The sequence below is a fragment of the Corynebacterium atrinae genome, from assembly GCF_030408455.1.
Lineage (GTDB): Bacteria > Actinomycetota > Actinomycetes > Mycobacteriales > Mycobacteriaceae > Corynebacterium > Corynebacterium atrinae.
Map to the genome: position 1 here is coordinate 439,152 of NZ_CP046977.1, position 25,162 is coordinate 464,313.

Here is a 25,162-nt window from a genome sequence, read left to right on the forward strand (position 1 = left end):
AGGACAGATTGTCCGTTTACTTAGTATGGCAACAATGCGAGAGATGGTGTCCGAGCGAGTGGAGAAGCTCTCCGCCACCCATGCCCGAACCAAAGAGGGTAAATACGGCTACCTCGTTCGCCCCCTGACGCTGGTGCTGGGCTGGACGATCCTCATCATCGGCCTCATCACCATCCCCCTACCGGGGCAGGGCTGGCTGACCACCTTCGTCGGCGTGGGCATCCTCTCCTTGGAACAGAAGTGGGCCCACAACCTACTGAGCAAGGGCGTGCACCTCTATGATCGCTTCTTCGCCTGGTTCCACCGGCAATCCTCCACGACGCGGGTGAGCTTGGTGGTCGCACTCATCGTCGTCATCTGGGTCGTATTCATCACCTTGTTCATGATCGCCTGGTCCAACGGCATGATTAACATCGCCGACTCCTTTATGGCGGAGATTGGCTATGGCCGCTGATCGGTCTAGCCAAAACTGCGATATGAGTAGACCCGTTAATCGAGTAGCCAGAACGTGCTTCTCGATTAATGGGTCAACTCGAATTGCCATTGTGGAGCCGTCGGACGATCAGTCCTATGAGTAACAGGCCAGCCACCACGCTGAGCACCGACAGAGCTCGCTCTCGCGCCGGGATCTCGCGCGGGGCAGGGTCCTTGACCACGAAATCACGCGCGGCCGTTAGCAGGGGAGGGCCCGCTAAGTAGGTGAGCACCCGGTGGGGGTCCACCACTCCGAGTCCGGGTTCAGCCGCGTGCCAGAGCCGATCCCGGATGTCGGCGGCCGAGTCGTCGGGGTACCTCTCGCGCAGAAGTGCGGCGGCCCCGCTGACCACCGGGGCGGCGAAGCTGGTGCCTTCGAAAGCGGAGGTCTGCCCGTTCCCGGTCGTCATTCCCGAGGCGCGACCTTCTCCACTCGGTGACAGGCCGGCGGCAACGATGCCTGGGGCGCTGAGCTCACCGGGGAGGGAATACTCGGCTGATGAATGCGGCTCGTGGGAGTGGGTGGCAGCAACGGCCAGCACGGTCGGGGAGTGTGCGGGGTAGACCACTGAGCCCGGGTGGCAGTTGCCGCCTGAGTTGCCGGCCGCGGCGACGACGATGACTCCTGCGGACTCGGCGTGATGGAGGGCCTCGTCGAGGACGCGGGCGTCGATAAGCGGTGCCTGATGGGCGGGGACGCAGGAGACGACGGAGACGTTGATGACGCGGGCGCCGGAGTCGACCGCCCGGGTGATCGCTTCGGCGAGGCCTGCGAGCGTTCCCGAGGTATCGGCGCGATCGGTGCGGTAGTGCGCACTGGACTGGCGGATACTGAGGATGCGCGCGCCGGGGGCGATATCGCGCACGATGCCAGCGACGATGGTGCCGTGCCCGTCGCAATCGAAATGGGGATCGGGCGTGGCGCGTGCGACGAGGTCGGCGACGGCTTCAACCTCGCCGAGCTCGGGGTGGGCTGCTACGCCCGTGTCGATAATCGCGACGGCGACGCCTTCCCCCGTGGCAATGCGGTGAGTGGCGGGGCGGGGCGTTGGCTCGGCGTCGGCGGCCGCGATGGGAACGGCACAGGGGGACGAGGGCTCTTGGGCCTCAGCGACGGCCGGGGTAGAAAGCGCCAAGAGAAAGAGGGCGAAAGCTAGCCTCATCCCAGCCCCCTGATCAGGAGGAATAGCCCTGCTAGATGGGCGGCCAGCGGAAGTGAAGCGGCTACGGCGAGCGATTCGGCGCGCTCCCACCACACCACGGTCGTCGGCTCCAGCTCGGAGACCTTGGCGGCCCACAGCGGTGCGCTTAACGCCGCCGCGACGAGGCCGAGAGCGATGGCAATCTGCAGCGGGTAGCTGCTAACCGCCAAACAAGCGCCGACCAGCGCCGCTAGCCCAACGCTCAGCCAGGCCCAGACCGCCGCGGCCTGGTGGTGACGCCCGGCGTGGAGAATCGTGGCTCCCGCTGAGGCGACGCATAAGCCGAGAACGAAGCCCCCGCCCTGGTTGCCGAGGTATAGCAACGCCGGTACCACGCCCATCGCGGTGCCGATCGCCAGACCCTCGTGAATACGCAGAGCACGGACGGCACGCAGGTTGACGTCTGGCTGCACGGAATCCGCGATCTGAAGGTCTTGGCCGGCTGTGGGCAGGCGGGGAATTTTCAGCCCCGCGGTGCGGACCGCAAGGCCGGGAATAAGAGCCATCCCAAGGATGCCGCTGGCCGCGACGAAAGCTGCGGGGGCATCGGGGGAGGGCAGGTATGCGGCTGAGGCGGCGATGCATGCCATCGCAACCAGGGCAAGGAGCACGGCGGCCACCCGGGGACCAGGACCGCCGATGAAGGTGGTGAGCAGCAAGGTGAGCACCAACGCCCCTCCTGCGGCAAATGCCTGCCAACTCAAGGTGGCGTAGTCAAAGGGGTCAGCGGAAGTCTCCCCGACGAAAGCCGCGGCAGCAGCCGTCGCGAATCCGATGGCGACCAGGGACAATGCCGCTGAATTTCGTCGCCACAACAGCATGACCAACGCCAGGACGGCTGCGGCCGCCAGGGCATGAGATACCGGCTGCCCTTGGGATACCAGAACCGCTGCGCCGAGGCATCCGGCCACGGTCCCCGCAATCGCCGTGCCTTCCGCACGAGGGCCGGAGGTAGTGGCGGCAAGCGACTCGGCGGCGTCACGGATCACCGGGGCTGGTATCTCGTGGCGCGGGCTCAATACCACCACCGAACCATGATCCAGCGAGGTCTGATGCAGGGGAATCGCCGGGTCGAGGGGCAATCCAGCGGCGGTGGTCGCCAGCCACGGCCGGGAGATCCGCGGGGCGCCGCACAAGGAGACGATCTCTGGGATGAGATCTGCTAACGCGGAACCGGCGGGCAAGGCCAGGTCTGCTTCCCGCCGGTAAGCCCCGACCTGGAAACGGACGGTCAGGCGAAGAATATGGTCGACGCTCACAAAGCATTCCCCCGGATGGCTGCTAGATGACAGTGCGAGCCGCGGTACGAGCACACCCCCGTGTGCCCCGCGGCGTCGCCTCATCATCACTCAAGCTGCCAGGGCTGTCCACCGCTGGCACTCGTCCTGCGAGTTTGGGCCGTGTGTTTTAGGATCAGCCTTGCTATTCCGCGCGAGGCGGCGACTGTTCCTGGTTGGGGTGACCGGGGGCCTCGGGCGGTAGAGGGGGATGAATAATGCTGGGAACTGATGTGGAGCGCATTGTCGAACCACTCACGCTCGCGGAGCGGGAGCCGACGCCGCCATTGCCGCAGGGCACGTTGGCGGCAGAGGCGGTGCCACCGGCGCATCGCCCGGGGCCGTTGCCGTTGGTGCGGATCCTCATGCCCATCGTGATGATTGCCGGAATGGCGCTCATGGTTGGTCTCATGGTTATGGGCGGCGCTGGGGCGAACCCGATGATGTTGCTGTTTCCGCTCATGATGGGCATGTCCATGGTGATGATGTTCGCTCCTCCCCAAGGCGACGACGTTGATGAGACGAGGCGCACGTACCTGCGGCACCTAGGTGCCTTGCGCGACAAGGCCCTGGCTCATGCCGAGCAGCAACGTGCCCACGAGTTTCATCGGCACCCCGATCCCAGTGAATTGTGGTCGCGGGTGGACACTCGGCGACTGTGGGAGAAGGGAGCCGGGGATGCGGATGAGTTGGAAGTGCGGATCGGCATCGGGGACACGAGTTTGTGCACTCCGGTGCAGGTGGCGGATTCGGGGGCGGCCGAAGACCTTGATCCGGTGTGCGCGGTCAGTTTGCGGTCGACGGTGCGGGCGGTGAGTGTGTGCCCGAACATGCCGGTGGCAGTCCAGCTGCAGGCCTTCCGCTTCTTAGGCATTTCCGGGCCAGCCTCGCAGGAGTTGGCGCGGGCAATCGTCGCGCAGTTGGTCACCGCGCATGGGCCGGAACGTGTTGGCATCGAGGTCATCGGTGAGGGGTGGGAATGGGTGAAGTGGCTGCCACACACCCGTGAGCCGGAGAATGCCGCCCACCGGATACTCATTGTCAGTTCGGTGACCACCACCGGTACGGAGCCTTACCTGGATGATCCCGCCTGGACCACCATCATCGACGTCGGATCGCGGGCCACGACGGCGCTGGGTATGCGGGCGGAGGCCGAGGGTTTTTCCCTGGCGGCATCGGCCACCGAGTTGAGCGCGCATACCGCCGCCGGAGTGGAAGTGCTGGGGGTGCCGGACCGACTCCGGGTGGGGGAGGCGACGATTATGGCGCGGGCCATGACGCGCTACCGACGGCCGGACGGGGCATCGAAAAGCAGTGGACGCGACCTGACCTCCCTCATTGGGCTGGCCGACATCGATCAGCTCACCCCGGAGACGATGTGGCCGGGGCGACTGCAGTCGCGGCAGCGGCTGGTCGTGCCAATTGGGACGACGGAGCAAGGGGTGCCGGTGCGGTTGGATCTTAAAGAATCCGCGCACGGCGGGATGGGGCCGCACGGGTTGTGCATCGGCGCGACGGGCAGCGGAAAGTCGGAGCTGTTGCGCACCCTCGTGGTGTCGCTGGCGGCGACGCACAGCCCGGAGGAACTTAACCTCGTGCTCGTTGACTTCAAAGGTGGCGCCACGTTCCTCGGTTGCGAGTCATTGCCGCATACCTCGGCAGTGATCACCAACCTCGCCGACGAGGCGATTCTCGTCGAGCGGATGTATGACGCGATCTCCGGTGAGCTCAATCGGCGCCAGGAGGTCCTGCGTACGGCGGGCAACTTTGCCAACGTCAGTGACTACACCGCGGCACGGCTAAACGGGCGCGACGACCTCGAACCACTCCCGGCCCTGTTCATCGTGGTGGATGAGTTTTCGGAGCTCCTCGCCGCCCACCCAGACTTCGCCGACCTCTTCGTCGCGGTCGGCCGACTCGGGCGTTCCCTGCACGTTCACCTGTTGCTGGCCAGCCAGCGCCTCGAAGAGGGACGTCTCCGCGGGCTGGACTCGCACTTGTCCTATCGCATCGGTTTGAAGACCTTCTCGGCCGCGGAATCGCGCCAGGTCTTAGGCATTACGGATGCCCATCATCTACCCAGCACACCTGGCGCGGGTTACCTCAAACATGACGCTGAGGACATCACCCGCTTCCAGGCGGCCTACGTCTCCGGCCCCCTGGTGCGCCGGGACGTCTCCGCACTGCCGGGCAACCGAGAGCGCCGTGTCGCCCTGTTCACCGGGTGGGAGCAGTTCGCGGAAGACGAGGAAACTCCCACGGTGCTCGACGAATCCACGACGCTTCTCGACGCCGTCGTGGACAAGGCCCGCGCCACCGCTTCCGCCCGCGGCCAGCGCGGCCGAAAGATCTGGCTCGAACCCTTGCCACCAGCCATCGAGCTGGCCGGAGTGGCGGACGATGTCGGATTCCTGTCGGCTGCAGTGGGCATCATTGACCTGCCTTATCACCAGCGCCAGGACCCGCTGGTGGTTGATTTTTCCACCGGCGGCGGGCACCTCGCGGTGTGCGGCGGACCACAGACCGGCAAGTCCACTGCGCTGCGAACGGTTGTCGCATCGCTGGCGGCCACCCACGAGACGGGCGCCATCCGCTTTTACGTCCTCGACTTGGGTGGTGGAACGCTGGGAAACCTCTCCCTCCTGCCGCACGTGGCCGGCGTGGCCAATAGACACGATCCGGAACGAGTCCGCCGAATCATCGATGAGGTCACCGGCTTCGTGGATGCTCCTGAGGATCGCCACACCTTCCTCGTGGTCGATGGCTGGCACAGCGTGGTCGGCGACTTCGAGGATCTGGTGGACTCGATTACGCGCATCGCCGCCGACGGCGCCTCCGCCCGCGTGCACCTCGTGGTGTCCACCCCGCGCTGGACCATCCTGCGCCCGGCCATCCGTGACCTCATCACCACCCGCTTTGAATTGAAACTGGGAGAGTCGATGGATTCCCTCATTGATCGCAAGGCCCAGCAAAAGTTGCCCTCGCTGCCGGGCAGGGGGGTAACCGATGACGCGCGGAACATGCTCATCGCCTTGAGTTCCTCCCAGGACCTCGGGCATATCGCCAGCATCTCGGGTACGGCCGTCCCCGCCCTGAAGGTGTTGCCCGAACGCATCAGTCTGGCTGAACTCGCACCCGTCCCTGGTACGGGCATCCCCCTGGCAGTCGGTGGTCCTCGCCTGGAAACCCTGGCCTGGGCGCCTGCTACCAGCCCCCACTTGGTGTGTATCGGTGGGCAGGGATCAGGAAAATCGACGCTGCTGCGCACGGTGGCAAAGGGCATCAGCCAGCTGGGTCCAGAGCAGGCACGAATGGTGGTGGTCGATCATCGGCGCGCGCACCTGGGCGCGCTCGACGAGGATATGCTCGCCGCTTACTCGGCGACCTCGCCCGCGACGAAGTCCGCGCTGGACGATACCGTGACCACGCTGCGTTCCCGCCTGCCTGGCCCGGACATCACTCCGCAGGACCTTTCCGCCCGGTCCTGGTGGACCGGTCCCGACATCTTCGTGCTTATCGACGACCTCGACCTCGTCGCCGATCACCTCCTCCACCCCCTGCTGGAGTTGTTGCCGCACTCCCGCGACATCGGCCTCCACCTCGTGCTCGCCCGTAAAGCCGGCGGTGTCGGGCGAGCCCTGTTCGGGCCCTTTCTCTCCGCCGTTCGAGACCAGACCCCGGCCGTCATGCTTCTCGACGCCGACCGAGACGAAGGCGCGATCTTCGGCATCAAACCTCTCGCCCAACCGCCCGGCCGCGGCACCTGGCAGGTACGGGGAGACACCGTCGGCATCGCCCACGTGGCCATCAGTGAGGAGGAAACAGAATGAGCGCCCCGGCCGTCCCCGTCACATTGACCATCACCGTGCTCGATAGCGCGACCATCTTCGAAGGGCCCGACACGGTCTACCGCTACGACTTACCGGGCACCGGCATCGTCGACGGGTGGGCGCTCCCGGCCGTCCTCGACCAGGCTCGCGAACTATGCAACCTGCAATGGCCCGAGGTGGAGATCGTCATTGACGCCGACGAATCCGCCACCGAAGTGCTCACCCACAGCTTCCTCAACAAAGGAGTCGCGGCCTACCCCACCGAGGCGCTGCGGGAAACCCCTCTTCCCGGTCCCCGGGAGGAAGAGCTCATGGTTATCCGGCCCTCCAGCGACAGCGGCCGCCATCGCCTCCCCGGTGGGGTAGTGGTCAGCCCGTTCCATTTCGTTGTCGCGGCGGTGGTCCTGGCGATCGGCGGCTTGAGCTGGTGGGCGCTGGACAGCGGGCCGATACCCGTGGTGGCCGAGCCTATGTCGGAAACCTCCACGACAGCCTCCCCGCAGCGGACGACGGCGCCGGACACGGCGACGTCGATAAGCACTCCCTCACCCCAGCAGGTGATCCTCGAACATTCCGGGCTGCGCCTGAGCGCGCCGGGTGGGTTTCGCCTCGAAGACCGTGATGGTGGGTTGATGGCGCTGGGGGAGGATCCCGGGCTGCGCATCCACCTCTCGGCCGATCCGGTGTATTCCGTGCCCGCTGCGGCGGTGCTGGCGCGGGTGCACGAGATGGTGGCGGAGGATGGCAGCCTGCATGCTTTGGAACCACAAAGCGGGTCGCGTGGGCAAGAGCTGACTCGCTATCGCGAAGACCCCGGCGATGGCTCCGAAGTGGTGTGGCACACCTGGGTGGAGGCCGGGCACCAGTTCAGTGTGGGTTGTCACTCCCGCGCCGAGGCGACGATCCCGCAGGAAGCGGCCTGTCGGATGGCCCTGGATAGCCTCGAGCTCCGGGATTACTAAAAACTTCTCTGTATCGGGGAACCGGGTGGAGGAAAGCGGAGTCCAACAAAGGTGAAAGGAAAGCATGATGGCCTTTCGGGGGAGCGCCGGGAACAGCCTGGCGCCACTATCAACTAGTACCCACGTTCGAGGAGGGGCGAACCACACTATGAGCAGCATGTTCAGAACAGAATCCGATGTGATGCTGGCTACGGCCGGCCGGGTCGATAGCACTAACAATGAGGTACAGGGGGAATTGGGTCGCCTGCAGGGCGTCGTGGACGGGGTCCGCGGCAACTGGGCCGGCTCTGCCCAGGTCAGCTTTGATTCGCTCATGCAGCGGTGGAACAACTCTGCCCGCGAGCTGCGCGAGGCGCTGACCAGCATTTCTGACAACATTCGCCACAACGCCCAGTCCTTTGATTCCACCGAAGCTGATAACGCGCAGGCGTTTAGCAACGTTGGCGGTCAGGGATTGGCGCTTTAGAGGAATTGATAAGGAGCACACTGATTATGGATGCTATTAAGTACCAGTTCGGGGCCATCGAGGCTGCCGCCGGTGATATCAATGCCACCTCCGGGCGCATCAACGGCCTGCTGGATGATCTCAAGTCGCAGATCCAGCCGATGGCCGCAACGTGGGAAGGTGAATCGGCTGCCGCATACGCGGAGGCGCAGGCCCGCTGGGATCGTTCGGCCGCCGAGCTCAACACCATTCTCGCCACCATCTCCCGCACTGTCTCCCAGGGCAATGAGCGGATGAGCGACGTCAACCGTCGAGCCGCCGCCAGCTGGGGATAGCAGACCGCGTGCTGGGCCCGTTCACCATGGCAGACGCACCCTGGGTCCAGCACCGCGAGCGGTTGGGCTAACCGCTGCGCGACCTTTGTCCACCACACCACCCGCCGAGGAGTCATTCCTTGGCGGGTGGTTTTGGCGTTCTGAGCCCCGGTGACCTAGAGTTAAATCCCTGTGTGTGCTGCCCCGACTTAACCGTCAGGGCGGCGGATTATCCGCGGGTCTCCACCGGCCGCCGCGGCTTCATCCCCGCGCACAGCACCTGGCCGGCAGCCCCAGACAGACTTTCAAGGAGTCATTTTGTCTACTTTCCACCCGAAGAGCGGTGACATTACCCGCAAGTGGTACGTCATCGACGCCACCGACGTGGTGCTGGGTCGACTTGCTTCCCACGTGGCAGACCTGCTGCGCGGCAAGGGCAAGCCCCAGTTCGCACCGAACGTTGACTGCGGTGACCACGTCATCATCATCAACGCCGACAAGGTTCACATCTCCTCCAACAAGCGTGAGCGCGAGATGCGCTACCGCCACTCCGGCTACCCGGGTGGACTGAAGTCCATGACCCTGGGTAAGGCTCTGGATACCCGCCCTGACCGCGTGGTTGAGGAAGCAATCGTCGGCATGATGCCGCACAACAAGCTTTCCCGCTCCTCCGCTAAGAAGCTCCACGTTTTCACCGGCTCCGAGCACCCCTACGCCGGCCAGAAGCCCGAGTCCTACGAAATCAAGCAGGTGGCACAGTGACCGACCAGAATCAGAACGAGGACCTGACCGTGGTTGAGGCTGGCGACATCGAAGCCGCCTCCGCTGCCACCGAAGAGTTCAACTACACCATCGCCGACGCCGTCGCCCCCGAGGTTGACGTCGACGAGACCGAGGTTGTCACCGAGGTCGTTCTCGAAGGCCCGATCCAGACCGTTGGTCGCCGTAAGCGCGCCATCGCCCGCGTCCGCGTGGTTGCTGGCACCGGTGAGATCACCTGCAATGGCCGTGCTCTGGACGAGTACTTCCCGAACAAGCTCCACCAGCAGGACATCCTTGGTCCGCTGACCCTCCTCGAGCGCGAGGGCCAGTTCGACATCAAGGCCAACATTTCCGGTGGCGGCCCGACCGGCCAGTCCGGCGCTCTGCGCCTGGCCATCGCCCGCGCCCTGAACCTGTACAGCCCGGCTGATCGTGCCGCCCTGAAGAAGGCCGGTTACCTCACCCGTGACGCTCGTGCAGTCGAGCGCAAGAAGGCTGGTCTGCACAAGGCACGTCGTGCCCCGCAGTACTCCAAGCGCTAAATTTCGCAGCTTGCTTGCCGACGCCGCCCCTACCGCTTCTTGCGGACGGGGCGGCGTTCGCCGTTGGTGGGGGAGTGCATAATAGACGGCATGACAAGACTTTTCGGCACAGATGGTGTTCGTGGGCTGGCGAACAAGGAACTTACGGCCTCGATGGCGTTGAAGTTGGGGGCGGCGGCCGCTCAGGTGCTCACCTCGGATCGTAAGTCCAGCGACCTGCGTCCGATCGCCGTCGTCGGCCGTGACCCCCGCGTCTCTGGCGAAATGTTGGCTGCAGCACTCGCCGCTGGACTGGCTTCCTGTGGCGTGGACGTGCTCCGCGTCGGCGTGATCCCCACCCCAGGTGTCGCTTTCCTCACCGATGACTATGGGGCCGACCTCGGTGTCATGATCTCGGCGTCCCACAACCCGATGCCCGATAACGGCATCAAGTTCTTCTCCGCCGGGGGCAAGAAGCTGCCCGATTCCGTCGAGGACGAGATCGAAGCCATGATGGAGCACCTCCCGGAGACCGGCCCCACCGGAACGGGCGTGGGCCGCGTCATCGAGGAGTCCCCGGATGCGCAGGACCGCTATCTGGCGCACCTACGCGACTCTGCCCAGACTGATCTGTCGGGTATCAAGGTGGTCGTTGACTGTGCCAATGGTGCAGCCTCTGAGGTCGCCCCGCTGGCGTATGCGGCTGCGGGCGCTGAGGTCATCGCGATCCACAACCGGCCTAACGCCTACAACATCAACGACAATTCGGGCTCGACGCACATTGAGCAGACCCAGAAGGCGGTCCTTGAGCACGGGGCGCATCTAGGCTTGGCCCACGATGGTGACGCTGACCGCTGCCTCGCCGTCGACGCGGAGGGCAACGTGGTTGATGGCGATCAGATCATGGCGATCCTGGCGGTTGGCATGAAGGAGAAGTCAGAGCTGCGCAAAAACACTTTGGTGGCGACCGTCATGAGCAACTTGGGCCTCAAGATTGCCATGAAGGAGCAGGGCATTCCGATGCTGGAGACCCAGGTCGGTGACCGCTACGTGCTGGAGGAGCTAAACCGCGGTGGCTACAGCCTCGGCGGCGAGCAGTCTGGTCACATCGTGCTACCCGATCACTGCACCACCGGCGACGGCACTCTCACCGGCCTCAAACTCATGGAGCGCATGGCAGAGACGGGCAGCACCCTTGGCGAGTTGGCCTCGGTGATGAAGGTCCTGCCACAGGTGCTCATCAACGTTCCCGTCGCCGACAAGTCCGTCATCGTCGATCACCCTCAAGTTTTGGAGGCCATTGCCGCGGCCGAGGAGGAGCTGGGCGAGTCCGGCCGTGTTCTTCTGCGCGCCTCGGGCACTGAGGCACTGTTCCGCGTCATGGTCGAGGCCGGGGGCAGCGAGCAGGCCCGCCGGGTGGCCGGCCGCCTGGCAGCCGTGGTGGCGTCAGTTTAGAAAGAGCGGGAACCTTTGGCCCCTTCGGAGAGTCCAACACTGATGACATTTTAGTTGAGGATTTTCACGAGGGGGTCTATTCATGTCGGGGATCAATCTCGACCTGCAGGAAGCGCTGGCTGTGTTATCGCGCCTGCGGGCAGACGGGGACGAGCAGCACCAGCGGCACGTGTCCACATCGCCGTCTTACCCCGTGTCCGCCGCTGGGCGCGACTTCGCCGACCGGGGGCAGGCGATTGCCCATGCGTTGCAGAGGGTGCATCTCACGGGGACACAGTGTATCGACGCCGTGCGGACCACCACCGAAGCCAGCGTCGCGCAGGTGCGGGTCTACGGGAGCACAGACGCCCTCGGTGCCGCCGACCTGGGGGCCGGCGCATGAGGGCGGGCGGCTATGGCGCCGCGGTCCGGCAATTGCGGCAATCCTCCCGCGGGTTGTACGCGGGCCCACGGATCGGGGAGGACGAGCTTAGTGAGGCCCTAGCCGCGACTGAGGGGCTGGACCCCACGGCCCTTTTAGGCCATACCCGGGAGGCGGTGGGCGGAAGCGAGGCGTCGACAATGCGCTCGGGCATCCTCCCGGAGATAGGCAAACTGCTATTCCAGGTCGCGGCAGGCGCGATCGCCACCAAGATCGGCGAGGAGATCCAGGAGTGGTGGAACAATCGCCAGAAGTCCAAAGAGCTGAGCGAGTCGGCGGAGCAGGCGAGCGATGCCCTCAGCGACATTCAAAGGAACTCCGACCTCAGTGTGTCCGAGATCCTCAGCGCGCTCACCGGCGTCATCACCCAGTTGAGCTCGTTTCTCTCTCGCATTGACCCGGCCACCTTCCCGCGTGAGTTCTCCGAGTGCGTTGCCGCAGGTTCCGAACTCATCGACGCCGCTGGCGCCACCGTCCTCGAGCAGTGCCGCGATCGCGATAAGGCCGTGTGCCAGTGTTTCGACGAGTTCCTCACTCGTTGCGAATTGGTTTGTGAGAAGCCCGCTGGCGCGCCCCAGACTGCCATAGCTACCTGCGAGGAGGTACCGACGGCCCCGGCAGCCGCTGGGAGAGAAAGCGGAGGCACGTCCGGTGGCGGCACGAGCAGCCCGCCACCTGCCCCAGCTGCACCTGGCTCTGCACCGCCCCCAACGACGCCTCAGTCCGTTGAACCACCTGCTACTCCTCCGGCTCCGTCAACACCGCCAACGGCTGTTCCACCGGTCGAAGCGCCGCCGACGACACCGCAGGCGGTGGAGGACTGCGCTCCGGCCCGGGACTGTGAGAAGCCGGCCGAGGAGCGAGTTGAGGAGCCCGCTGAGGAGCCCGCTGGGGACCTAGAAGAGGAAGAGTCGGGCGAAGACTTCACCGGCATCCTTGGACTCATCGGTATCGGCATCTTGGCGCTGTGCCTGGAAGCGATCATTGATTGCCTCCAGGAGACGCCCACTCTCGAGCCCATACCCGAGCCAGCTCCCGAGCCCGAACCTACCCCGGAGCCACCGCCGCCACCGAAGCAAAATCTGCCACCGGACCTCGCTGCGGTCCCTGAGCCGCCGCCACCGCCCAAGCAGAACACTCCAGTGGAACAACCAGCGGCGGGCGGGGCTAGAAAGGCAGGGCAGTGGTAGTGGATTTTGAAGAGTTTTCGCGTCAGTTCCGGGAGCGCACCGCGCAGCGGATGGTGGAGTTTGAAAAGGCGCTCGCTCGGGCGCAGGAGCGAGTGGAGAAGTCGGTGGAGGCACCCAAGCAGGTAGTGAAACAGCACAGCACCCCTCGGACGCCGGCCACTCGCGGCCGGGTTCAGGGGGTGCTGCGGAAAAACTAATGCTCTTAGATCGCGGCCTTCTCGGCGAGCTCCTCGCCATCGAAGGACTGCACGTGCTTAGCCTCGGCCAGGGGAGCAGCGAAGCCGGAGTATTTCTTTTCACCGGCGAGCTCGTGGAGGAGGAAGCCGGTGAGCAGGCCGCGGGCGGTTTCCTGCGCGGAGTACTGGGGCAGGCCGAGTCCGAAGCTGAATTGGAACAGGGCATCTTCGGTGAAGCCGGCTTGGTTGCCGTTGTTGATTTCCCGGTAGGCGACAGGGCCGCCCCAGTTGAGGGCGACCTTGGGGGGATTGCCGGCGTCGAAAAGATCGTTGCGGCCCGAGCCGATGACCAAACCGGGAGCTGTGACGAAGCGGGCGGCCTCCGTCGAGGAGGGAGTGGTCACGGCCGGATACAGCGCGCCGACTGCCTTGACCGTCGGGTTGTTGGCCGCCATGAGAACTGCGGCGCCCGCGCCCATGCCGTGCCCGGCCACGCCGAGCTTGCCGGGGGAGACGGTGACCTTGCCATGGCCGAGCTTGACTCCGGCGGCAATCTGGAGGCAGGTTTCCAGGTCGGCGGAGAAGCCGCGATGATCGGGGGCCAGGCCCCGCTCGGTGTCCGGGGCGGTGACGACGATGCCCCAGCTAGCGAGGTGGCGCAGGGTGGCGTGGTAGTTTTTCACCGACTTGGTCCAGTCGTGCCCGAACGCGATCGCGGGAACGCCCTTACCCTCCGCGGGGGTGTAGACCTTTCCCGGCAGTCCGGCGTAGTTGAGGTCACCGACGAGCACGCGATGCGGGCCCCGCTTGGACAGGTGGGCCAGGTGCTTTTTCAGATTCTCAGACACGCCCACCACGATAGTGGAAGAGGAGCGCTAAGACCTTAAAACTCCGCCGGTTTGCCCTTGTCCGCTACAGTCATCGTCATGTGTGGAATTGTTGGATATGTCGGACATCGACAAGGACTTAACCTGGCGCTAGAAGCACTGCGCCGAATGGAATACCGCGGCTACGACTCCTCAGGCATTGCTGTGGCGGGAATCGATGCAGAAGGCGACCAGGTCATCAACATGGTCAAGCGGGCGGGCAAGCTCGCTAACTTGGAAGACAAGATCGCGGAAGTCGGGGCGGACAACTTCGAGGGGACCACGGCGATTGGCCACACCCGGTGGGCGACGCATGGTCGGCCCACGGATGCGAACGCGCACCCGCACATGTCTTATGACGGTCGGGTGGCGATTGTTCACAACGGCATCATCGAAAACTTTGCCCCCCTTCGCGCTGAGCTGGAGGCGGCGGGCATCGAGCTGAAGTCGGAGACGGACTCGGAGGTGGCGGCGCACCTCCTGGCGCGCGCTTACAACGAGGGGGAGACCTCGGGCGATTTCCGGGCCTCGGCCTTGGCCGTGCTGGCTCGCCTCGAGGGTGCCTTCACCTTGCTGTTCATGCACGCCGATCACCCGGATGAGATCATCGCCGCTCGGCGTTCCACCCCGCTCATTGTCGGCGTGGGAGAGAACGAAATGTTCCTCGGTTCGGACGTCGCGGCGTTCATCGAGTTCACCAAGAATGCGGTGGAGCTGGAGCAGGACAACGTTGTCATCATCACTGCTGATGGCTACGAGGTGCTCAACTTCGATGGTTCCGCCGCCGAGGGCAAGCCTTTCACCATCGACTGGGACCTCGCTGCTGCCGAGAAGGGTGGCTTTGATTCCTTCATGATGAAGGAGATCCACGAGCAGCCGGCCGCGGTTCGCGATACTCTCGCGGGGCACTTCCAGGATGGACGCGTCGTGTTGGATGAGTCCAACATTTCGGAGAATGACTTGAAGTCCATCAACCAGGTCTTCGTCGTGGCTTGTGGCTCTGCCTACCACTCCGGCTTGCTGGCCAAGTACGCCATTGAGCACTGGGTGCGCGTGCCCGTGCAGATCGAGGTGGCTTCCGAGTTCCGCTACCGCGATCCGGTCCTCGACGAGCGGACGTTGGTCCTCGCTATCTCCCAGTCCGGTGAGACTGCCGACACGCTGGAGGCCGTGCGCCACGCGAAAACCCAGGGTGCGAAGGTCCTGGCGGTGTGCAACACCAACGGGTCGCAGATCCCGCGCGAGTCTGACGCGGTGCTGTACACCCACGCTGGGCCGGAAATTGGCGTCGCATCCACCAAGGCGTTCCTCGCCCAGGTGGCTGCCAACTACATCGTCGGCCTCGCCCTTGCGCAGGCCAAGGGCACCAAGTACCCGGATGAGATCGTCGAGATCTGGGAAGCGCTGGAGGAAATCCCCGGCAAGGTCGAGGAGGTGCTGGCGTGCCGCGACACGATTCGCGATATTTCGGATGCCCTCGGCCAGGTCCGCACCATGCTCTTCCTGGGCCGCAACGTCGGATACCCCGTGGCATTGGAGGGTGCGCTCAAGCTCAAGGAGCTGGCGTACATCCACGCCGAGGGCTTCCCCGCGGGCGAGCTCAAGCACGGCCCCATCGCGCTCATCGAGGATGACCTGCCGGTCGTCGTGGTCGTGCCGTCTCCGCGGGGTGTGAAACTGTTGCACTCGAAGATCGTCTCCAATATCCAGGAGATCCGGGCACGTGGTGCCAAGACCATCGTCATCGCCGAAGAGGGCGATACCTCGGTTGAGCCCTATGCCAACTGGCTCATCACTATCCCGGAGTCCGCGTCGATCATGCAGCCGCTCCTGGCCACGATCCCGTTGCAGTACCTGGCGGCGGATATCGCCCGGGCCTGCGGTAACGAGGACATCGATAAGCCGCGCAACCTGGCGAAGTCGGTGACGGTGGAGTAACCCGCTATGACTGCCACCCCATTGACCTTCCGGCACGACACCCTTGGGCAGCGGGTGCTCTTTGGCGCGAATCAGGCAGCCGAATACGTGGCCGCCGAGATCGACGGCCGGAAAGTCATGGTGGTGGCCAGCCCCCGCGAGATGCGGCGGGCACGCGAACTCTTCGCCGATCTGAGCATCGCGGTGTGGCACGAGGATGTGGCCATGCACGTGCCGGTGGAGGTGGCGGAGCGGGCGCGGGACGTCGCCAAGCAACACTCCATTGAGCTGCTCGTCGCCGTCGGGGGCGGCTCGGCGGTGGGAACGGCGAAAGCCGTGGCGCTGACCACCGGGATCGAGCTGATCGCGGTGCCCACCACCTACGCCGGGTCCGAGGCCACGGACGTGTGGGGGATGACGGAGCAGGGCCGCAAGACCACGGGCCAGGACCCGCGGGTGCTGCCCACAGCCGTTGTCTACGATTCCACGCTGACGGTCTCGTTGCCCGTGGAGCTGTCGGTGGCCTCGGGCCTCAACGCCCTGGCTCATTGCGTCGACTCGCTGTGGGCTCCCCGCGCTGATCCGATCAACGCCGCCCTAGCCACGGAGGGGGCCCGGGCCTTAACCGCCGGCCTGCCCCAGGTCCACCACGACCCGTATGACCTGGCCGGACGCGATCAGCTGCTGTACGGCGCGTACCTCGCGGCGGTGGCATTCGCTTCGGCGGGGGCGGGAATGCACCACAAGATCTGCCATATCCTTGGCGGCACCTTCAACCTGCCGCACGCCCAGACGCACGCGATCGTCCTGCCCTACGTCCTCGCCTTCAACGCCCCCGCAGCCGCGGAACGCCTGGACGCGGCCTTCGGCGGCCTGGCGGGCCTGCAAGATTTAAGAAAGCGTCTCGACGCCCCGCGGGCCTTAAGCGACATTGGCTTCACCGCTGCCGGCATCCCCGCGGCCGTCGAGCAGGCCCTCGCCGCCGTCCCGGCGTCGAATCCCTGCCCGGTCACGGCCGAGAACCTCACTGAGTTGCTCACGCGGGCGTTGGTCGGGGCAGAGCCGGGCTGAGAGCAGTGGCACAATGTCACCCATGGATCTTCTGAGTACCCGCATTGATCTGGACGCCATCGCCCACAACACCCGCACCATCAAAACCCTCATCGGCGACGATGTGCGGCTGATGGCCGTGGTCAAGGCCGATGGCTACGGGCACGGGGCGCTGGAGGTGGCCGGGATCATGGGCGCGAACGGGGCGGATGCCTTCGGGGTAGCCACCCTGGCGGAGGCGGTGGAGCTGCGGGAGGGGGGCGTCGATAAGCCGATTTTGGTGTGGATCTGGTCCCCGCAGGAGGAGTTTTCCGAGGCACTCGCTGTGAACATTGAGCTGGGGGTGCCGTCGCTGCGGCACGCCCAGGCGTTGGTGGATGCCGCGATCCCCGCGCAGGTGGCCATCAAGGTTGATACCGGGTTGCATCGTTCCGGGGTCGACGAGGCGGACTGGGCGGAGGTGTTTACTCTGTTGCGGGAGGCGGAGCACCTCGACGTCACCGGAGTTTTTTCACACCTGGCGTGCGCAGACGAGCCTTTCAACCCCGCCAATGACCAGCAGGCTGCCGCGTTGCTCCGAGCCATCGAGTTGGGCCGTTCCCTTGGCTTGGAGCTGCCGATCAACCACCTCTGCAATTCTCCCGGCACCCTCACGCGCCCGGATTTTCATCACGAACAGGTGCGCGTCGGCGTGGCGCTCTATGGCCTCGAACCCATCGAGGGGCTAACGCATGACCTGAAACCGGCGATGACCTGGTCAGCTGAGGTCATCGCGGTCAATCCCGTGCAACCGGGCGAGTCCGTCAGCTACGGCCACACGTGGACCGCGCAAGAGGCGGGCTGGCTGGCGCTGGTTCCGGCGGGCTATGCCGATGGCTTGCCGCGCGCCTGGCAAGGCAAGCTCCAGGTGGGCATTGGTGGCAAGCTGTACTCGCAGGTGGGCCGGGTGTGCATGGATCAGATCGTGGTGGACCTTGGCCCCAATGAGTTCAATGTCCAGCCCGGGGACCATGCCGTGATCTTCGGCGAGGGGGGCATGAGCGCCACCGAGCTCGCCGCCGCCACCGACACGATTAACTACGAGATCGTGTGCCGGCCCACCGGCCGCACCACCCGCGACTACGAAGGCGGTATTGAGCTGTGAGTTTCCCCAGCGAGGGCAGCATCGAATTGGCCACGGCCGCTGATACCCAGGCCTTTGCCGAACAACTGGGGAGGACTCTCCAGGCGGGTGATGTGGTCATCCTGGATGGGCCCTTGGGGGCCGGTAAGACCACCTTCACCCAGGGTCTGGCCCGGGGGTTGCTGGTGAAAGGCCGGGTCACGTCGCCGACCTTCGTCATCGCCCGGGAGCACCGTTCGACCGTGGGTGGGCCTACCCTCATCCACGTCGATGCTTACCGGCTCCTGGGCGAGGATGGCACCGGGGAGCTTGATTCTTTGGATCTGGATACGGACTTGGAGGACGCGGTGGTCGTCGCGGAATGGGGCGGGGGCCTGGTGGAACAGATCTCTGATCGCTACCTTCACGTCACCATCGACCGTGAAACCGCCGTCCGCCGCGACCCGGAATCGGAGGCTCGTATCGTCGGCTGGAAATGGGTGCAAGTTTTGGGCTAGATCTCAATCACTTGCCCAACTCCAATCTAGGGGAGTTCAATGGCTATGAAGTAGCCAAACTGCATACACAGAATGGGACAGTACTGTGCTCAGCTTTCTCGCAGCTAACCCCCTCATCGCTCTCGTCGCCATTTTGGCGTTGGGCTTGGCGTTGGGGAAGGTCCGTGTCTTTGGGCTCTCACTGGGAGCAGCGGCCGTGCTGTTCGTCGCGTTGGCCCTGTCGACAATTGACCCAAATATTCAGATCCCACCACTCGTCTTCCAGCTGGGTCTGGCCATGTTCGTCTACGCGATCGGTTTGACCGCCGGTGAGCAATTCTTCGCTGAGTTCCGCACGCGCGGCTGGCGGCTGACGGTGTTCATGATTGTGCTGCTGACGTCGTTGGTCGCCGTCGCTTACGCCCTCATCAAGGTCCTGGGGCTGAAGGCCACGACCGGCGCGGGCATGTTTACTGGCGCGCTCACCTCGACCCCGGGTATGGCCGCGATCGTCGGCGTGCTCGAGGACATTGATCCTTCCGCGACGGGTGAGCCGGTCATTGGCTATTCCCTGGCGTACCCCGGTGCGGTGTTGGGCACCATTTTGGTGGCGGCGATCGGGGCGAAGCTGCTCAAGGTCGACCACATCGAGGAGGCCCGCCAGGAGGGCCTCATCATTGCGCCGCTGGATTGGCAGGGCGTGCGCATTGGCCCGGGCATCAGTGGCACCGTGGCGCAGTTGCCGGTGCTGGCGGGCGCGGACATCATCGCCACCCGCATCGTCCACGGCGAGCACGATCATTCGCTGGCGTCGCCGACGGATGAGTTGTTTGAGGGCATGGTGCTCGTCATCAACGGCACTGAGGAAGCCATCGAGACGGCGCAGAAGACCCTCGGCGAGGCCGTTGAGGTGAGCATCGAGGACACGGACCTGGTGTATCGCCGCTTGACCGTGTCGAACCCGCGGATCGTCGGCCGGAAGCTCTCCGAGCTCAACACCGTTGACGCCGGCTTCCATATTGCGCGCATCCGCCGCGGCGACTCCGACGTGGTTCCGGGCGCCGATGACGTGCTCAATTATTCCGACCGCGTCCGCGTTGTCGCCCCGCCTAACCGCATGAATGAGGTCCGCAACTACCTCGGCGACTCCGAGCGCTCTCTCGCAGCCCCGGACCTGTTGCCCTTCGCCCTGGGCCTGCTGTTTGGTCTGTTGCTGGGATCGATCCCGATTCCGCTGCCAGGCGATTCGGTGCTCACCCTCGGTTTCGGTGGCGGCCCCATCGTCGCTGGCCTCATCCTCGGCGCCGTCCATCGCACGGGCCCGATCACGTGGACCATGCCCTACCACGCCAGCAATACCGTCAGCACGCTCGGCCTGGCGCTCTTCTTGGCAGGTGTGGGTACGACGGCGGGAGCGGGCTTTAAAAAGGCGCTCACCGACCCGGCCTCGCTCAACTACATGGCCGCCGGTTTCGCCATCACCCTCGTTTCCGCCCTGCTTTGCGCCGTCATCTGCATGGTGGTGCTTCGATTGACGTGGGACGAGTCGATGGGCGTGGCCGCTGGTGCAACGACGAACCCGGCGATCATTTCTTATCTCAACGGCCAAACTGGCACCGAGCTGGCAACCCGCGGTTATGCCACTGTGTATCCCACCGCGATGGTGGGAAAGATCATCGCCAGCCAGGTGCTGCTGCTTCTGTTGCTGTAGGCGGCGAGTAGCCTAGGAGACGTCTCAGCCGCCGTACCTAGGAGAGTAGCTATCATGCGCCTGCCCAAAACTGGTCTTTATCTGATCATCGTCATCCTCGTCGCGTGGATCGGTTTCCTCGCCTTGGCCATCGCTACGGCTCCGGCCAAGGCGGAGTCGCAATTTACTACCTCCGGTGCCTTGGAAAAGGCCGTCGCCAACGCGGACGCGGAGGGCCTGAGCGTGATCGGCCTGTCCCCGGCTGACCTCTACGGTAAGGAGTACGTCGTGGCCGCCGTGGTCTGCCCCTATTCCACCGAACAGGGCCTGATGCAGATGTACGGCGTCGATGCTTCCGAGCTCAACCTCGGCCCCAATGGTGTGGCTGAAGACACCAACTACCTCATGCTGGGCACCCGGGAGGGCGAGGTCGTCTTCGATCAGATGAGCCGCTCTGAGGTTGACCTGTGTGCCATCCGCACCCAGCCGTCCTTCGCCGCCGAGTCCCTCCTGCCGCTGATGAAGAGCCAAGAAGGCGCGTGGACGCTGCTAGGTTAGACCCGTGCTTGTTCTCGCGATCGATACCTCCACGCCTGACCTCGTCACCGGACTGGTCAACACCGCCACCGGCGACACCGTCGACCGCCCCCTGCCGGGCACTCGGGCTCACAATGAGCAACTAACGCCCACCGTTCAAGCATTGCTTATCGACGCCCGCGTGACCTTCGCCGACATCGACGCCATCGTCGTCGGCTGTGGTCCGGGTCCTTTCACCGGCCTGCGCGTCGGCATGGCCTCCGCGCAGGCCTTCGGAGATGCCCTCGGCATCCCCGTCTATGGGGTGTGTTCCCTCGACGCCATCGCCCAGCGCCTGCCCGCAGGCCGCTCGCTCGTGGCCACCGATGCCCGCCGCCGGGAAATCTACTGGGCCACCTATATCGATGGCCAGCGCACCCACGGGCCCGAGGTGATCGCTCCCGCCGAGCTCGTCCTGCCGCACGAGGTCGACGTGGCGTCGGTGCCGGCTGCACTGTCCGCGGCGGTAGAGGTGGACGTCGATAAGCATGACCTCGTGCCCGACGCGGCCTCGCTGGTCGCAGTGGCTGATCTCAGCGCCGACCCGGCGCCGGTGGTGCCGCTCTACCTGCGACGACCGGACGCGAAGGAACCGAAGCCGCGCCCGCAGTCCCCGGCGATCCCGCAGGTGGAACTGTGAAACTGAGGTTGTTGGACGCGGCCGACTCGCGGCGCTGTGCCGAGTTGGAGGAGGTCCTGTTCCCGGGGGACAACCCGTGGCCGGAACACGCCTTTCTCAGCGAGATTGCCGCGCCCCACACCCTCTACCTGGGGGTGAGTGAGGGCGACAGCCTTTGGGCTTATGCCGGGATGGCCCGGTTGGGTCCGGAGGGTGATCCCGAGTTTGAGATTCACACCATCGGGGTCGACCCCTCCCACCAGCGTCAAGGGCTGGCGAGGATGCTCATGGATGAGCTCATGGCCGTCGCCGATGCCCACGCTGGCCGCGTTTTCCTGGAAGTGCGAACTGATAACGACCCGGCGATTGCCCTCTACGAAGCGTATGGCTTTGCCCGGCAGGGGATCCGCCGAAACTACTACCAACCCTCAGGCGCCGATGCCTACACGATGTTGAGAAACGCAAGGAGTAGCCGCCGATGATCGTCCTCGGAGTGGAAAGCAGTTGCGACGAGACCGGGGTGGGCATTGTTGACCTCGCCGAGGACGGCACCCTGCGCATCCTCGCCGACTCGGTGGCCTCATCGATGCAGCAGCATGCGCGTTTCGGGGGAGTGGTCCCCGAGATTGCCTCCCGCGCGCATTTGGAGGAGATGGGACCCGTCATGCGGGCGGCGCTGGCGGAGGCGGGCGTGAGCAAGCCCGATGCCGTGGCCGCGACAGTGGGCCCCGGTTTGGCTGGTGCCCTGCTCGTCGGGGCGTCGGCCGCGAAGGCCTACGCCGCTGCCTGGGGAGTCCCCTTCTACGGCGTCAACCACCTCGGGGGGCACGTCGCCGTGGCCAACTTGGAGGGCGAGCCGCTGCCGCATTCGGTGGCGCTCCTCGTCTCCGGTGGGCACACCCAGCTGCTCGAGGTGGATGCGGTGGGCAAGCCCATGCGGGAGTTGGGGTCCACGCTTGACGACGCCGCCGGGGAGGCCTACGACAAAGTCGCCCGCCTCCTGGGCTTGGGCTATCCCGGCGGTCCGGTCATCGACCGCCTGGCCGCCCTGGGCGATCCCGCGGCCATTGCTTTCCCGCGGGGCCTGATGAAGAAGTCGGACTCCCGTCATGATTTCTCCTTCTCCGGGTTGAAAACGGCCGTGGCTCGCTACGTCGAGGCCGCCGAGCGGGAGGGGCGGGTGATCTCAGTGGAGGACGTCTGCGCCTCCTTCCAAGAGGCAGTGGTCGATGTGCTGACCTTCAAAGCCGTGCGCGCCTGCCAGGATGTCGGGGCCCGCGTGTTGCTGCTGGGCGGGGGAGTGGCGGCCAACTCGCGGCTGCGTGAGTTGGCGGCGCAGCGTTGCGCCGAGGCTGGAATTGAGCTGCGGGTGCCGCGCTTTTCCTTGTGCACGGACAACGGGGTGATGATCGCGGCTCTGGCGGCGCAGCTGATTCACGAGGGCGCGGGCGCGAGCGCCTGGACGGTGGGTACCGATCCTTCCCTCGAGGTGGAGATTCCACTAGTAGAGGGTTAATGAAAATTATCCCCACATGGGGGTGCTGGTTATGAAAACGAGTATCATTAGGGTTTAGTGTCCCACTATGACCACCATCCTCGCAACGCGCCGTCTCCTTCTTCCGGCAGCTACCTTGTCCCTTACCGCTCTCCTCGTTGGCTGCACCTCGGGGGAATCCACCTCCTCTCCGGCTACCGCTGACGCGACCGCCACCACTGCCACCACTGCCACCTCAGCCGCCAAGGAACCCGTCGAAGTCCGCGTAGCCCACCAGCGCTTGGCCGTCTCCCACGACGGCGGCGTCACCATCGTCGATGTCACCCCGGGGTCCGAACCGCGCGAGCTCACCACCGTCGACGCCGAGGGCTACCTGCGCCTCAACCCCGCGGGCGATGACCGCCACGTTTTCGTCTCCACCGCGGAAGGCTTTCAGGTCCTCGATATGGGGGCATGGTCCGAAGGGCACGATGACCATTTCCACCACTACGCCGGTGATCCCGCCCTCACCGACCGCGTCATCAAAGCCTCCAAGCCCGGGCACGTAGTTGCCGGCGAAGGACACGTCGTGCTTTTCGACGACGGCACCGGCGAAGTCACCACCCTCGACACCGCCGCGACGGACCTTCCCGTCACCAGTGCCTTCACTCTGACCCCGCACCACGGGATCGCCGTGCCCTCCGGCCATGACTACCTCGTCACCACCGTCGGTGACGACGGGAAGACCCGCACCGGCATCGCGGTCGTCGACGTGAACGGCAAGGAGCTCCAGGCCTTCCACGAGTGTCCCGGCACCCACGGCGCTGCTGAGGCACACAACGCGGTGCTCTTCGGCTGCACCGACGGCGCATTGATCTGGAAGAACGGCGCCACATCCAAGGTGGCTGCCCCTGACGCCTACGGCCGCATCGGCAACCAGGCTAGCGTGCCCAGCTCCCCGATCGTGCTGGGTGACTACAAGGTGGACAAGGACGCCGACCTGGAACGCCCCACGCGCGTGACGCTCATCGACACTCGTACCGGTGACCTCAAGCTCGTCGAACTGGGGACCAGCTACACCTTCCGCTCCCTCGGCATGAGCGAGTCCGGCACCCCGGTCGTGCTCGGCACTGACGGCTCGCTCCACATTCTCGACGCCGAGTCGGGCACCGTCGCCCGCACCATCCCCGTCCTGGGCGAGTGGGAAGAATCCCTCGAGTGGCAAGACCCCCGCCCAACGCTGCTAATCGACGGGGAGACCGCCTACGTCACCGACTCCGCCACCAAGGAGCTCTTTGTCATTGACCTCCAGAGTGGCGAGACCACCGCGACCCTCACCCTCTCCCATGTTCCCGACGAAGTAACCGGCGCCTAACCAGTCGGTGAACACTTGGGTTTCGGCGGGCTTTTAGCCAGTGCACAGGCTATTTCTGGAGGGGACCGCGCCCACTAGCCTTAGGAGCCTTCCATCATGATCACCGGCTTTCTCGTCCGCCCTGACCTGACCCACAACTCTGTCACCTTCGAGCTCGATCAGGCCGCGCAGTTCCTCGGCGGAGTGAACGAGGACCGCGTCGCCGTGTCCTTCCAAGAGGATGGTTCGGACTACGCGGCCTTGTTCAACCCGGAAGCCAAGGCCAATGGTGCGGAGCCTAACCCGGTTGCCTCTCTCGGGCGTCAGGCCGCTGCCACGGGCGAGGGTTCCTTCCTTGCTGATCCGGCCCGCGCCATTTCCGGAACAGTCATCTTTGTCGGGGCCGAAGGGGACGATATCGGGCTGGAGGATATCCGCCGCGTCAAGGACGGAATCCGCGCAGTGAAGAACTACCGGGATGACAACCCTGAGGAGTATGGCCTCTGGCGGGCGGCCGTGCTTAACCTCGGCGAGTTCAGTATCAGCGACTGATTGTTGAAGGCTGGCACTCGCGAGGGTAGAGTGCCAGTCAGGTTGTCTTGACCCACAGTTGTTCACCCGCGACGACGGCTGTGCTGCGTACCACAACCGGCACATACAACTCACTTCACTACACGGAGGAATCATCGTGGCAAACGTCAACATCAAGCCGCTGGAAGACAAGGTCCTGGTCCAGATCGTCGAAGCCGAGACCACCACCGCTTCCGGCCTGGTCCTTCCGGACTCCGCCAAGGAGAAGCCGCAGGAAGCCACCGTCATCGCCGTCGGCCCGGGCCGCACCGATGAAAAGGGCGCCCGCATCGCCATCGACGTCAAGGAGGGTGACACCGTCATCTTCTCCAAGTACGGCGGAACCGAGCTGAAGTACGGCGGCGAAGAGTTCCTGCTGCTGTCCGCTCGTGACCTGCTCGCAGTCGTCGAAAAGTAA

Annotated in this window: 26 protein-coding genes; 23 read left to right on the top strand and 3 right to left on the bottom strand. The window is 65.0% G+C overall.

Features of this window, described 5'->3' with window-relative positions; all coding sequences use genetic code 11:
* Positions 1–25 precede the first annotated feature (25 nt).
* Positions 26–454 carry a TIGR02611 family protein gene (locus CATRI_RS02245; RefSeq protein WP_290219302.1) on the top strand — a complete coding sequence of 143 codons (429 nt, stop codon included), beginning with the start codon at positions 26–28 and terminating at the stop codon, positions 452–454.
* Between the two features lie 73 nt (positions 455–527).
* On the opposite strand, the gene CATRI_RS02250 is transcribed toward CATRI_RS02245, so the two are convergent.
* Both CATRI_RS02250 and eccD read right to left on the bottom strand, forming a co-directional pair.
* Positions 528–1,637: a S8 family serine peptidase gene (locus CATRI_RS02250; RefSeq protein WP_290219304.1), complete on the bottom strand. Its 1,110-nt coding sequence runs from the start codon at positions 1,635–1,637 to the stop codon at positions 528–530.
* Positions 1,634–2,935, bottom strand: coding sequence for a type VII secretion integral membrane protein EccD (gene eccD, locus CATRI_RS02255; protein WP_290219306.1), 1,302 nt, complete (start codon positions 2,933–2,935; stop codon positions 1,634–1,636). Before eccD ends, CATRI_RS02250 begins: the two co-directional genes overlap by 4 nt.
* Positions 2,936–3,171: 236 nt before the next feature.
* On the opposite strand from eccD, the gene eccCa reads away from it, so the two are divergent.
* The 10 genes from eccCa (at position 3,172) to CATRI_RS02305 (ending at position 13,050) form a co-directional block, all read left to right on the top strand.
* Positions 3,172–6,783, top strand: coding sequence for a type VII secretion protein EccCa (gene eccCa, locus CATRI_RS02260; protein WP_290219309.1), 3,612 nt, complete (start codon positions 3,172–3,174; stop codon positions 6,781–6,783).
* Positions 6,780–7,745 (top strand): type VII secretion-associated protein, encoded by a 966-nt coding sequence (locus tag CATRI_RS02265; RefSeq protein WP_290219311.1) that lies wholly within the window; start codon positions 6,780–6,782, stop codon positions 7,743–7,745. Before eccCa ends, CATRI_RS02265 begins: the two co-directional genes overlap by 4 nt.
* A gap of 148 nt (positions 7,746–7,893) precedes the next feature.
* Positions 7,894–8,211, top strand: a complete 318-nt coding sequence (locus CATRI_RS02270) for a WXG100 family type VII secretion target (RefSeq protein WP_290219313.1) — start codon at positions 7,894–7,896, stop codon at positions 8,209–8,211.
* A 26-nt stretch (positions 8,212–8,237) separates the two neighbouring features.
* Entirely contained in the window at positions 8,238–8,525 is a 288-nt protein-coding gene (locus CATRI_RS02275; RefSeq protein ID WP_290219315.1) for a WXG100 family type VII secretion target, read from the top strand.
* Positions 8,526–8,822: 297 nt separating this feature from the next.
* Positions 8,823–9,266, top strand: a complete 444-nt coding sequence (rplM, locus tag CATRI_RS02280) for a 50S ribosomal protein L13 (protein WP_047252365.1) — start codon at positions 8,823–8,825, stop codon at positions 9,264–9,266.
* Positions 9,263–9,808, top strand: coding sequence for a 30S ribosomal protein S9 (rpsI, locus tag CATRI_RS02285; RefSeq protein ID WP_290219320.1), 546 nt, complete (start codon positions 9,263–9,265; stop codon positions 9,806–9,808). Before rplM ends, rpsI begins: the two co-directional genes overlap by 4 nt.
* Positions 9,809–9,898: 90 nt before the next feature.
* The gene (gene glmM, locus CATRI_RS02290; protein WP_290219321.1) at positions 9,899–11,242 is read left to right on the top strand and encodes a phosphoglucosamine mutase; all 1,344 of its coding nucleotides are present in this window, start codon (positions 9,899–9,901) and stop codon (positions 11,240–11,242) included.
* A gap of 82 nt (positions 11,243–11,324) precedes the next feature.
* Entirely contained in the window at positions 11,325–11,624 is a 300-nt protein-coding gene (locus CATRI_RS02295; protein ID WP_290219324.1) for a hypothetical protein, read from the top strand.
* Positions 11,621–12,853 carry a hypothetical protein gene (locus tag CATRI_RS02300; RefSeq protein WP_290219326.1) on the top strand — a complete coding sequence of 411 codons (1,233 nt, stop codon included), beginning with the start codon at positions 11,621–11,623 and terminating at the stop codon, positions 12,851–12,853. The genes CATRI_RS02295 and CATRI_RS02300 overlap by 4 nt, the downstream gene beginning before the upstream one ends.
* Positions 12,853–13,050 carry a hypothetical protein gene (locus tag CATRI_RS02305; protein ID WP_290219328.1) on the top strand — a complete coding sequence of 66 codons (198 nt, stop codon included), beginning with the start codon at positions 12,853–12,855 and terminating at the stop codon, positions 13,048–13,050. The genes CATRI_RS02300 and CATRI_RS02305 overlap by 1 nt, the downstream gene beginning before the upstream one ends.
* Positions 13,051–13,055: 5 nt before the next feature.
* Here the strand turns inward: CATRI_RS02305 and CATRI_RS02310 are convergent, their stop codons facing one another.
* Positions 13,056–13,877: a poly(ethylene terephthalate) hydrolase family protein gene (locus CATRI_RS02310; protein ID WP_290219330.1), complete on the bottom strand. Its 822-nt coding sequence runs from the start codon at positions 13,875–13,877 to the stop codon at positions 13,056–13,058.
* Positions 13,878–13,955: 78 nt separating this feature from the next.
* Between CATRI_RS02310 and glmS the strand changes: the two genes are divergently transcribed.
* The 12 genes from glmS to groES all read left to right on the top strand — a co-directional run bounded on the left by glmS (position 13,956) and on the right by groES (position 25,162).
* A complete protein-coding gene (gene glmS, locus CATRI_RS02315) occupies positions 13,956–15,833 on the top strand; it encodes a glutamine--fructose-6-phosphate transaminase (isomerizing) (RefSeq protein ID WP_290219332.1) in 1,878 nt (625 codons plus the stop codon).
* A 6-nt stretch (positions 15,834–15,839) separates the two neighbouring features.
* Complete coding sequence (locus CATRI_RS02320; protein WP_290219334.1) at positions 15,840–16,883, top strand: maleylacetate reductase; 1,044 nt, start codon at positions 15,840–15,842, stop codon at positions 16,881–16,883.
* Positions 16,884–16,905: 22 nt separating this feature from the next.
* Positions 16,906–18,006 carry an alanine racemase gene (alr, locus tag CATRI_RS02325; protein ID WP_290219335.1) on the top strand — a complete coding sequence of 367 codons (1,101 nt, stop codon included), beginning with the start codon at positions 16,906–16,908 and terminating at the stop codon, positions 18,004–18,006.
* Entirely contained in the window at positions 18,003–18,482 is a 480-nt protein-coding gene (tsaE, locus tag CATRI_RS02330; RefSeq protein ID WP_290219337.1) for a tRNA (adenosine(37)-N6)-threonylcarbamoyltransferase complex ATPase subunit type 1 TsaE, read from the top strand. Before alr ends, tsaE begins: the two co-directional genes overlap by 4 nt.
* 85 nt (positions 18,483–18,567) lie before the next feature.
* Complete coding sequence (locus tag CATRI_RS02335) at positions 18,568–20,172, top strand: aspartate:alanine exchanger family transporter (protein WP_290219339.1); 1,605 nt, start codon at positions 18,568–18,570, stop codon at positions 20,170–20,172.
* Between the two features lie 54 nt (positions 20,173–20,226).
* Positions 20,227–20,709, top strand: a complete 483-nt coding sequence (locus CATRI_RS02340; protein ID WP_290219341.1) for a hypothetical protein — start codon at positions 20,227–20,229, stop codon at positions 20,707–20,709.
* 4 nt (positions 20,710–20,713) lie between these two features.
* Complete coding sequence (tsaB, locus tag CATRI_RS02345) at positions 20,714–21,367, top strand: tRNA (adenosine(37)-N6)-threonylcarbamoyltransferase complex dimerization subunit type 1 TsaB (RefSeq protein ID WP_290219343.1); 654 nt, start codon at positions 20,714–20,716, stop codon at positions 21,365–21,367.
* Positions 21,364–21,828, top strand: coding sequence for a ribosomal protein S18-alanine N-acetyltransferase (rimI, locus tag CATRI_RS02350; protein ID WP_290219344.1), 465 nt, complete (start codon positions 21,364–21,366; stop codon positions 21,826–21,828). The genes tsaB and rimI overlap by 4 nt, the downstream gene beginning before the upstream one ends.
* Positions 21,825–22,862 carry a tRNA (adenosine(37)-N6)-threonylcarbamoyltransferase complex transferase subunit TsaD gene (gene tsaD / locus CATRI_RS02355; RefSeq protein WP_290219346.1) on the top strand — a complete coding sequence of 346 codons (1,038 nt, stop codon included), beginning with the start codon at positions 21,825–21,827 and terminating at the stop codon, positions 22,860–22,862. Before rimI ends, tsaD begins: the two co-directional genes overlap by 4 nt.
* A gap of 67 nt (positions 22,863–22,929) precedes the next feature.
* Complete coding sequence (locus CATRI_RS02360) at positions 22,930–24,195, top strand: hypothetical protein (protein WP_290219348.1); 1,266 nt, start codon at positions 22,930–22,932, stop codon at positions 24,193–24,195.
* A gap of 96 nt (positions 24,196–24,291) precedes the next feature.
* Entirely contained in the window at positions 24,292–24,726 is a 435-nt protein-coding gene (locus CATRI_RS02365) for a hypothetical protein (protein WP_290219350.1), read from the top strand.
* 136 nt (positions 24,727–24,862) lie between these two features.
* Positions 24,863–25,162: a co-chaperone GroES gene (groES, locus tag CATRI_RS02370; RefSeq protein WP_290219352.1), complete on the top strand. Its 300-nt coding sequence runs from the start codon at positions 24,863–24,865 to the stop codon at positions 25,160–25,162.

Excerpts from the sequence above, each read along its gene's own strand:
- CATRI_RS02245 (WP_290219302.1), top strand. The coding sequence starts at position 26 with ATGGCAACAATGCGAGAGATGGTGTCCGAGCGAGTGGAGAAGCTCTCC.
- CATRI_RS02250 (WP_290219304.1), bottom strand. The coding sequence starts at position 1,637 with ATGAGGCTAGCTTTCGCCCTCTTTCTCTTGGCGCTTTCTACCCCGGCC.
- eccCa (WP_290219309.1), top strand. The coding sequence starts at position 3,172 with ATGCTGGGAACTGATGTGGAGCGCATTGTCGAACCACTCACGCTCGCG.
- CATRI_RS02265 (WP_290219311.1), top strand. The coding sequence starts at position 6,780 with ATGAGCGCCCCGGCCGTCCCCGTCACATTGACCATCACCGTGCTCGAT.
- CATRI_RS02270 (WP_290219313.1), top strand. The coding sequence starts at position 7,894 with ATGAGCAGCATGTTCAGAACAGAATCCGATGTGATGCTGGCTACGGCC.
- CATRI_RS02275 (WP_290219315.1), top strand. The coding sequence starts at position 8,238 with ATGGATGCTATTAAGTACCAGTTCGGGGCCATCGAGGCTGCCGCCGGT.
- glmM (WP_290219321.1), top strand. The coding sequence starts at position 9,899 with ATGACAAGACTTTTCGGCACAGATGGTGTTCGTGGGCTGGCGAACAAG.
- CATRI_RS02295 (WP_290219324.1), top strand. The coding sequence starts at position 11,325 with ATGTCGGGGATCAATCTCGACCTGCAGGAAGCGCTGGCTGTGTTATCG.
- CATRI_RS02300 (WP_290219326.1), top strand. The coding sequence starts at position 11,621 with ATGAGGGCGGGCGGCTATGGCGCCGCGGTCCGGCAATTGCGGCAATCC.
- glmS (WP_290219332.1), top strand. The coding sequence starts at position 13,956 with ATGTGTGGAATTGTTGGATATGTCGGACATCGACAAGGACTTAACCTG.
- CATRI_RS02320 (WP_290219334.1), top strand. The coding sequence starts at position 15,840 with ATGACTGCCACCCCATTGACCTTCCGGCACGACACCCTTGGGCAGCGG.
- alr (WP_290219335.1), top strand. The coding sequence starts at position 16,906 with ATGGATCTTCTGAGTACCCGCATTGATCTGGACGCCATCGCCCACAAC.
- CATRI_RS02340 (WP_290219341.1), top strand. The coding sequence starts at position 20,227 with ATGCGCCTGCCCAAAACTGGTCTTTATCTGATCATCGTCATCCTCGTC.
- tsaD (WP_290219346.1), top strand. The coding sequence starts at position 21,825 with ATGATCGTCCTCGGAGTGGAAAGCAGTTGCGACGAGACCGGGGTGGGC.
- CATRI_RS02360 (WP_290219348.1), top strand. The coding sequence starts at position 22,930 with ATGACCACCATCCTCGCAACGCGCCGTCTCCTTCTTCCGGCAGCTACC.
- CATRI_RS02365 (WP_290219350.1), top strand. The coding sequence starts at position 24,292 with ATGATCACCGGCTTTCTCGTCCGCCCTGACCTGACCCACAACTCTGTC.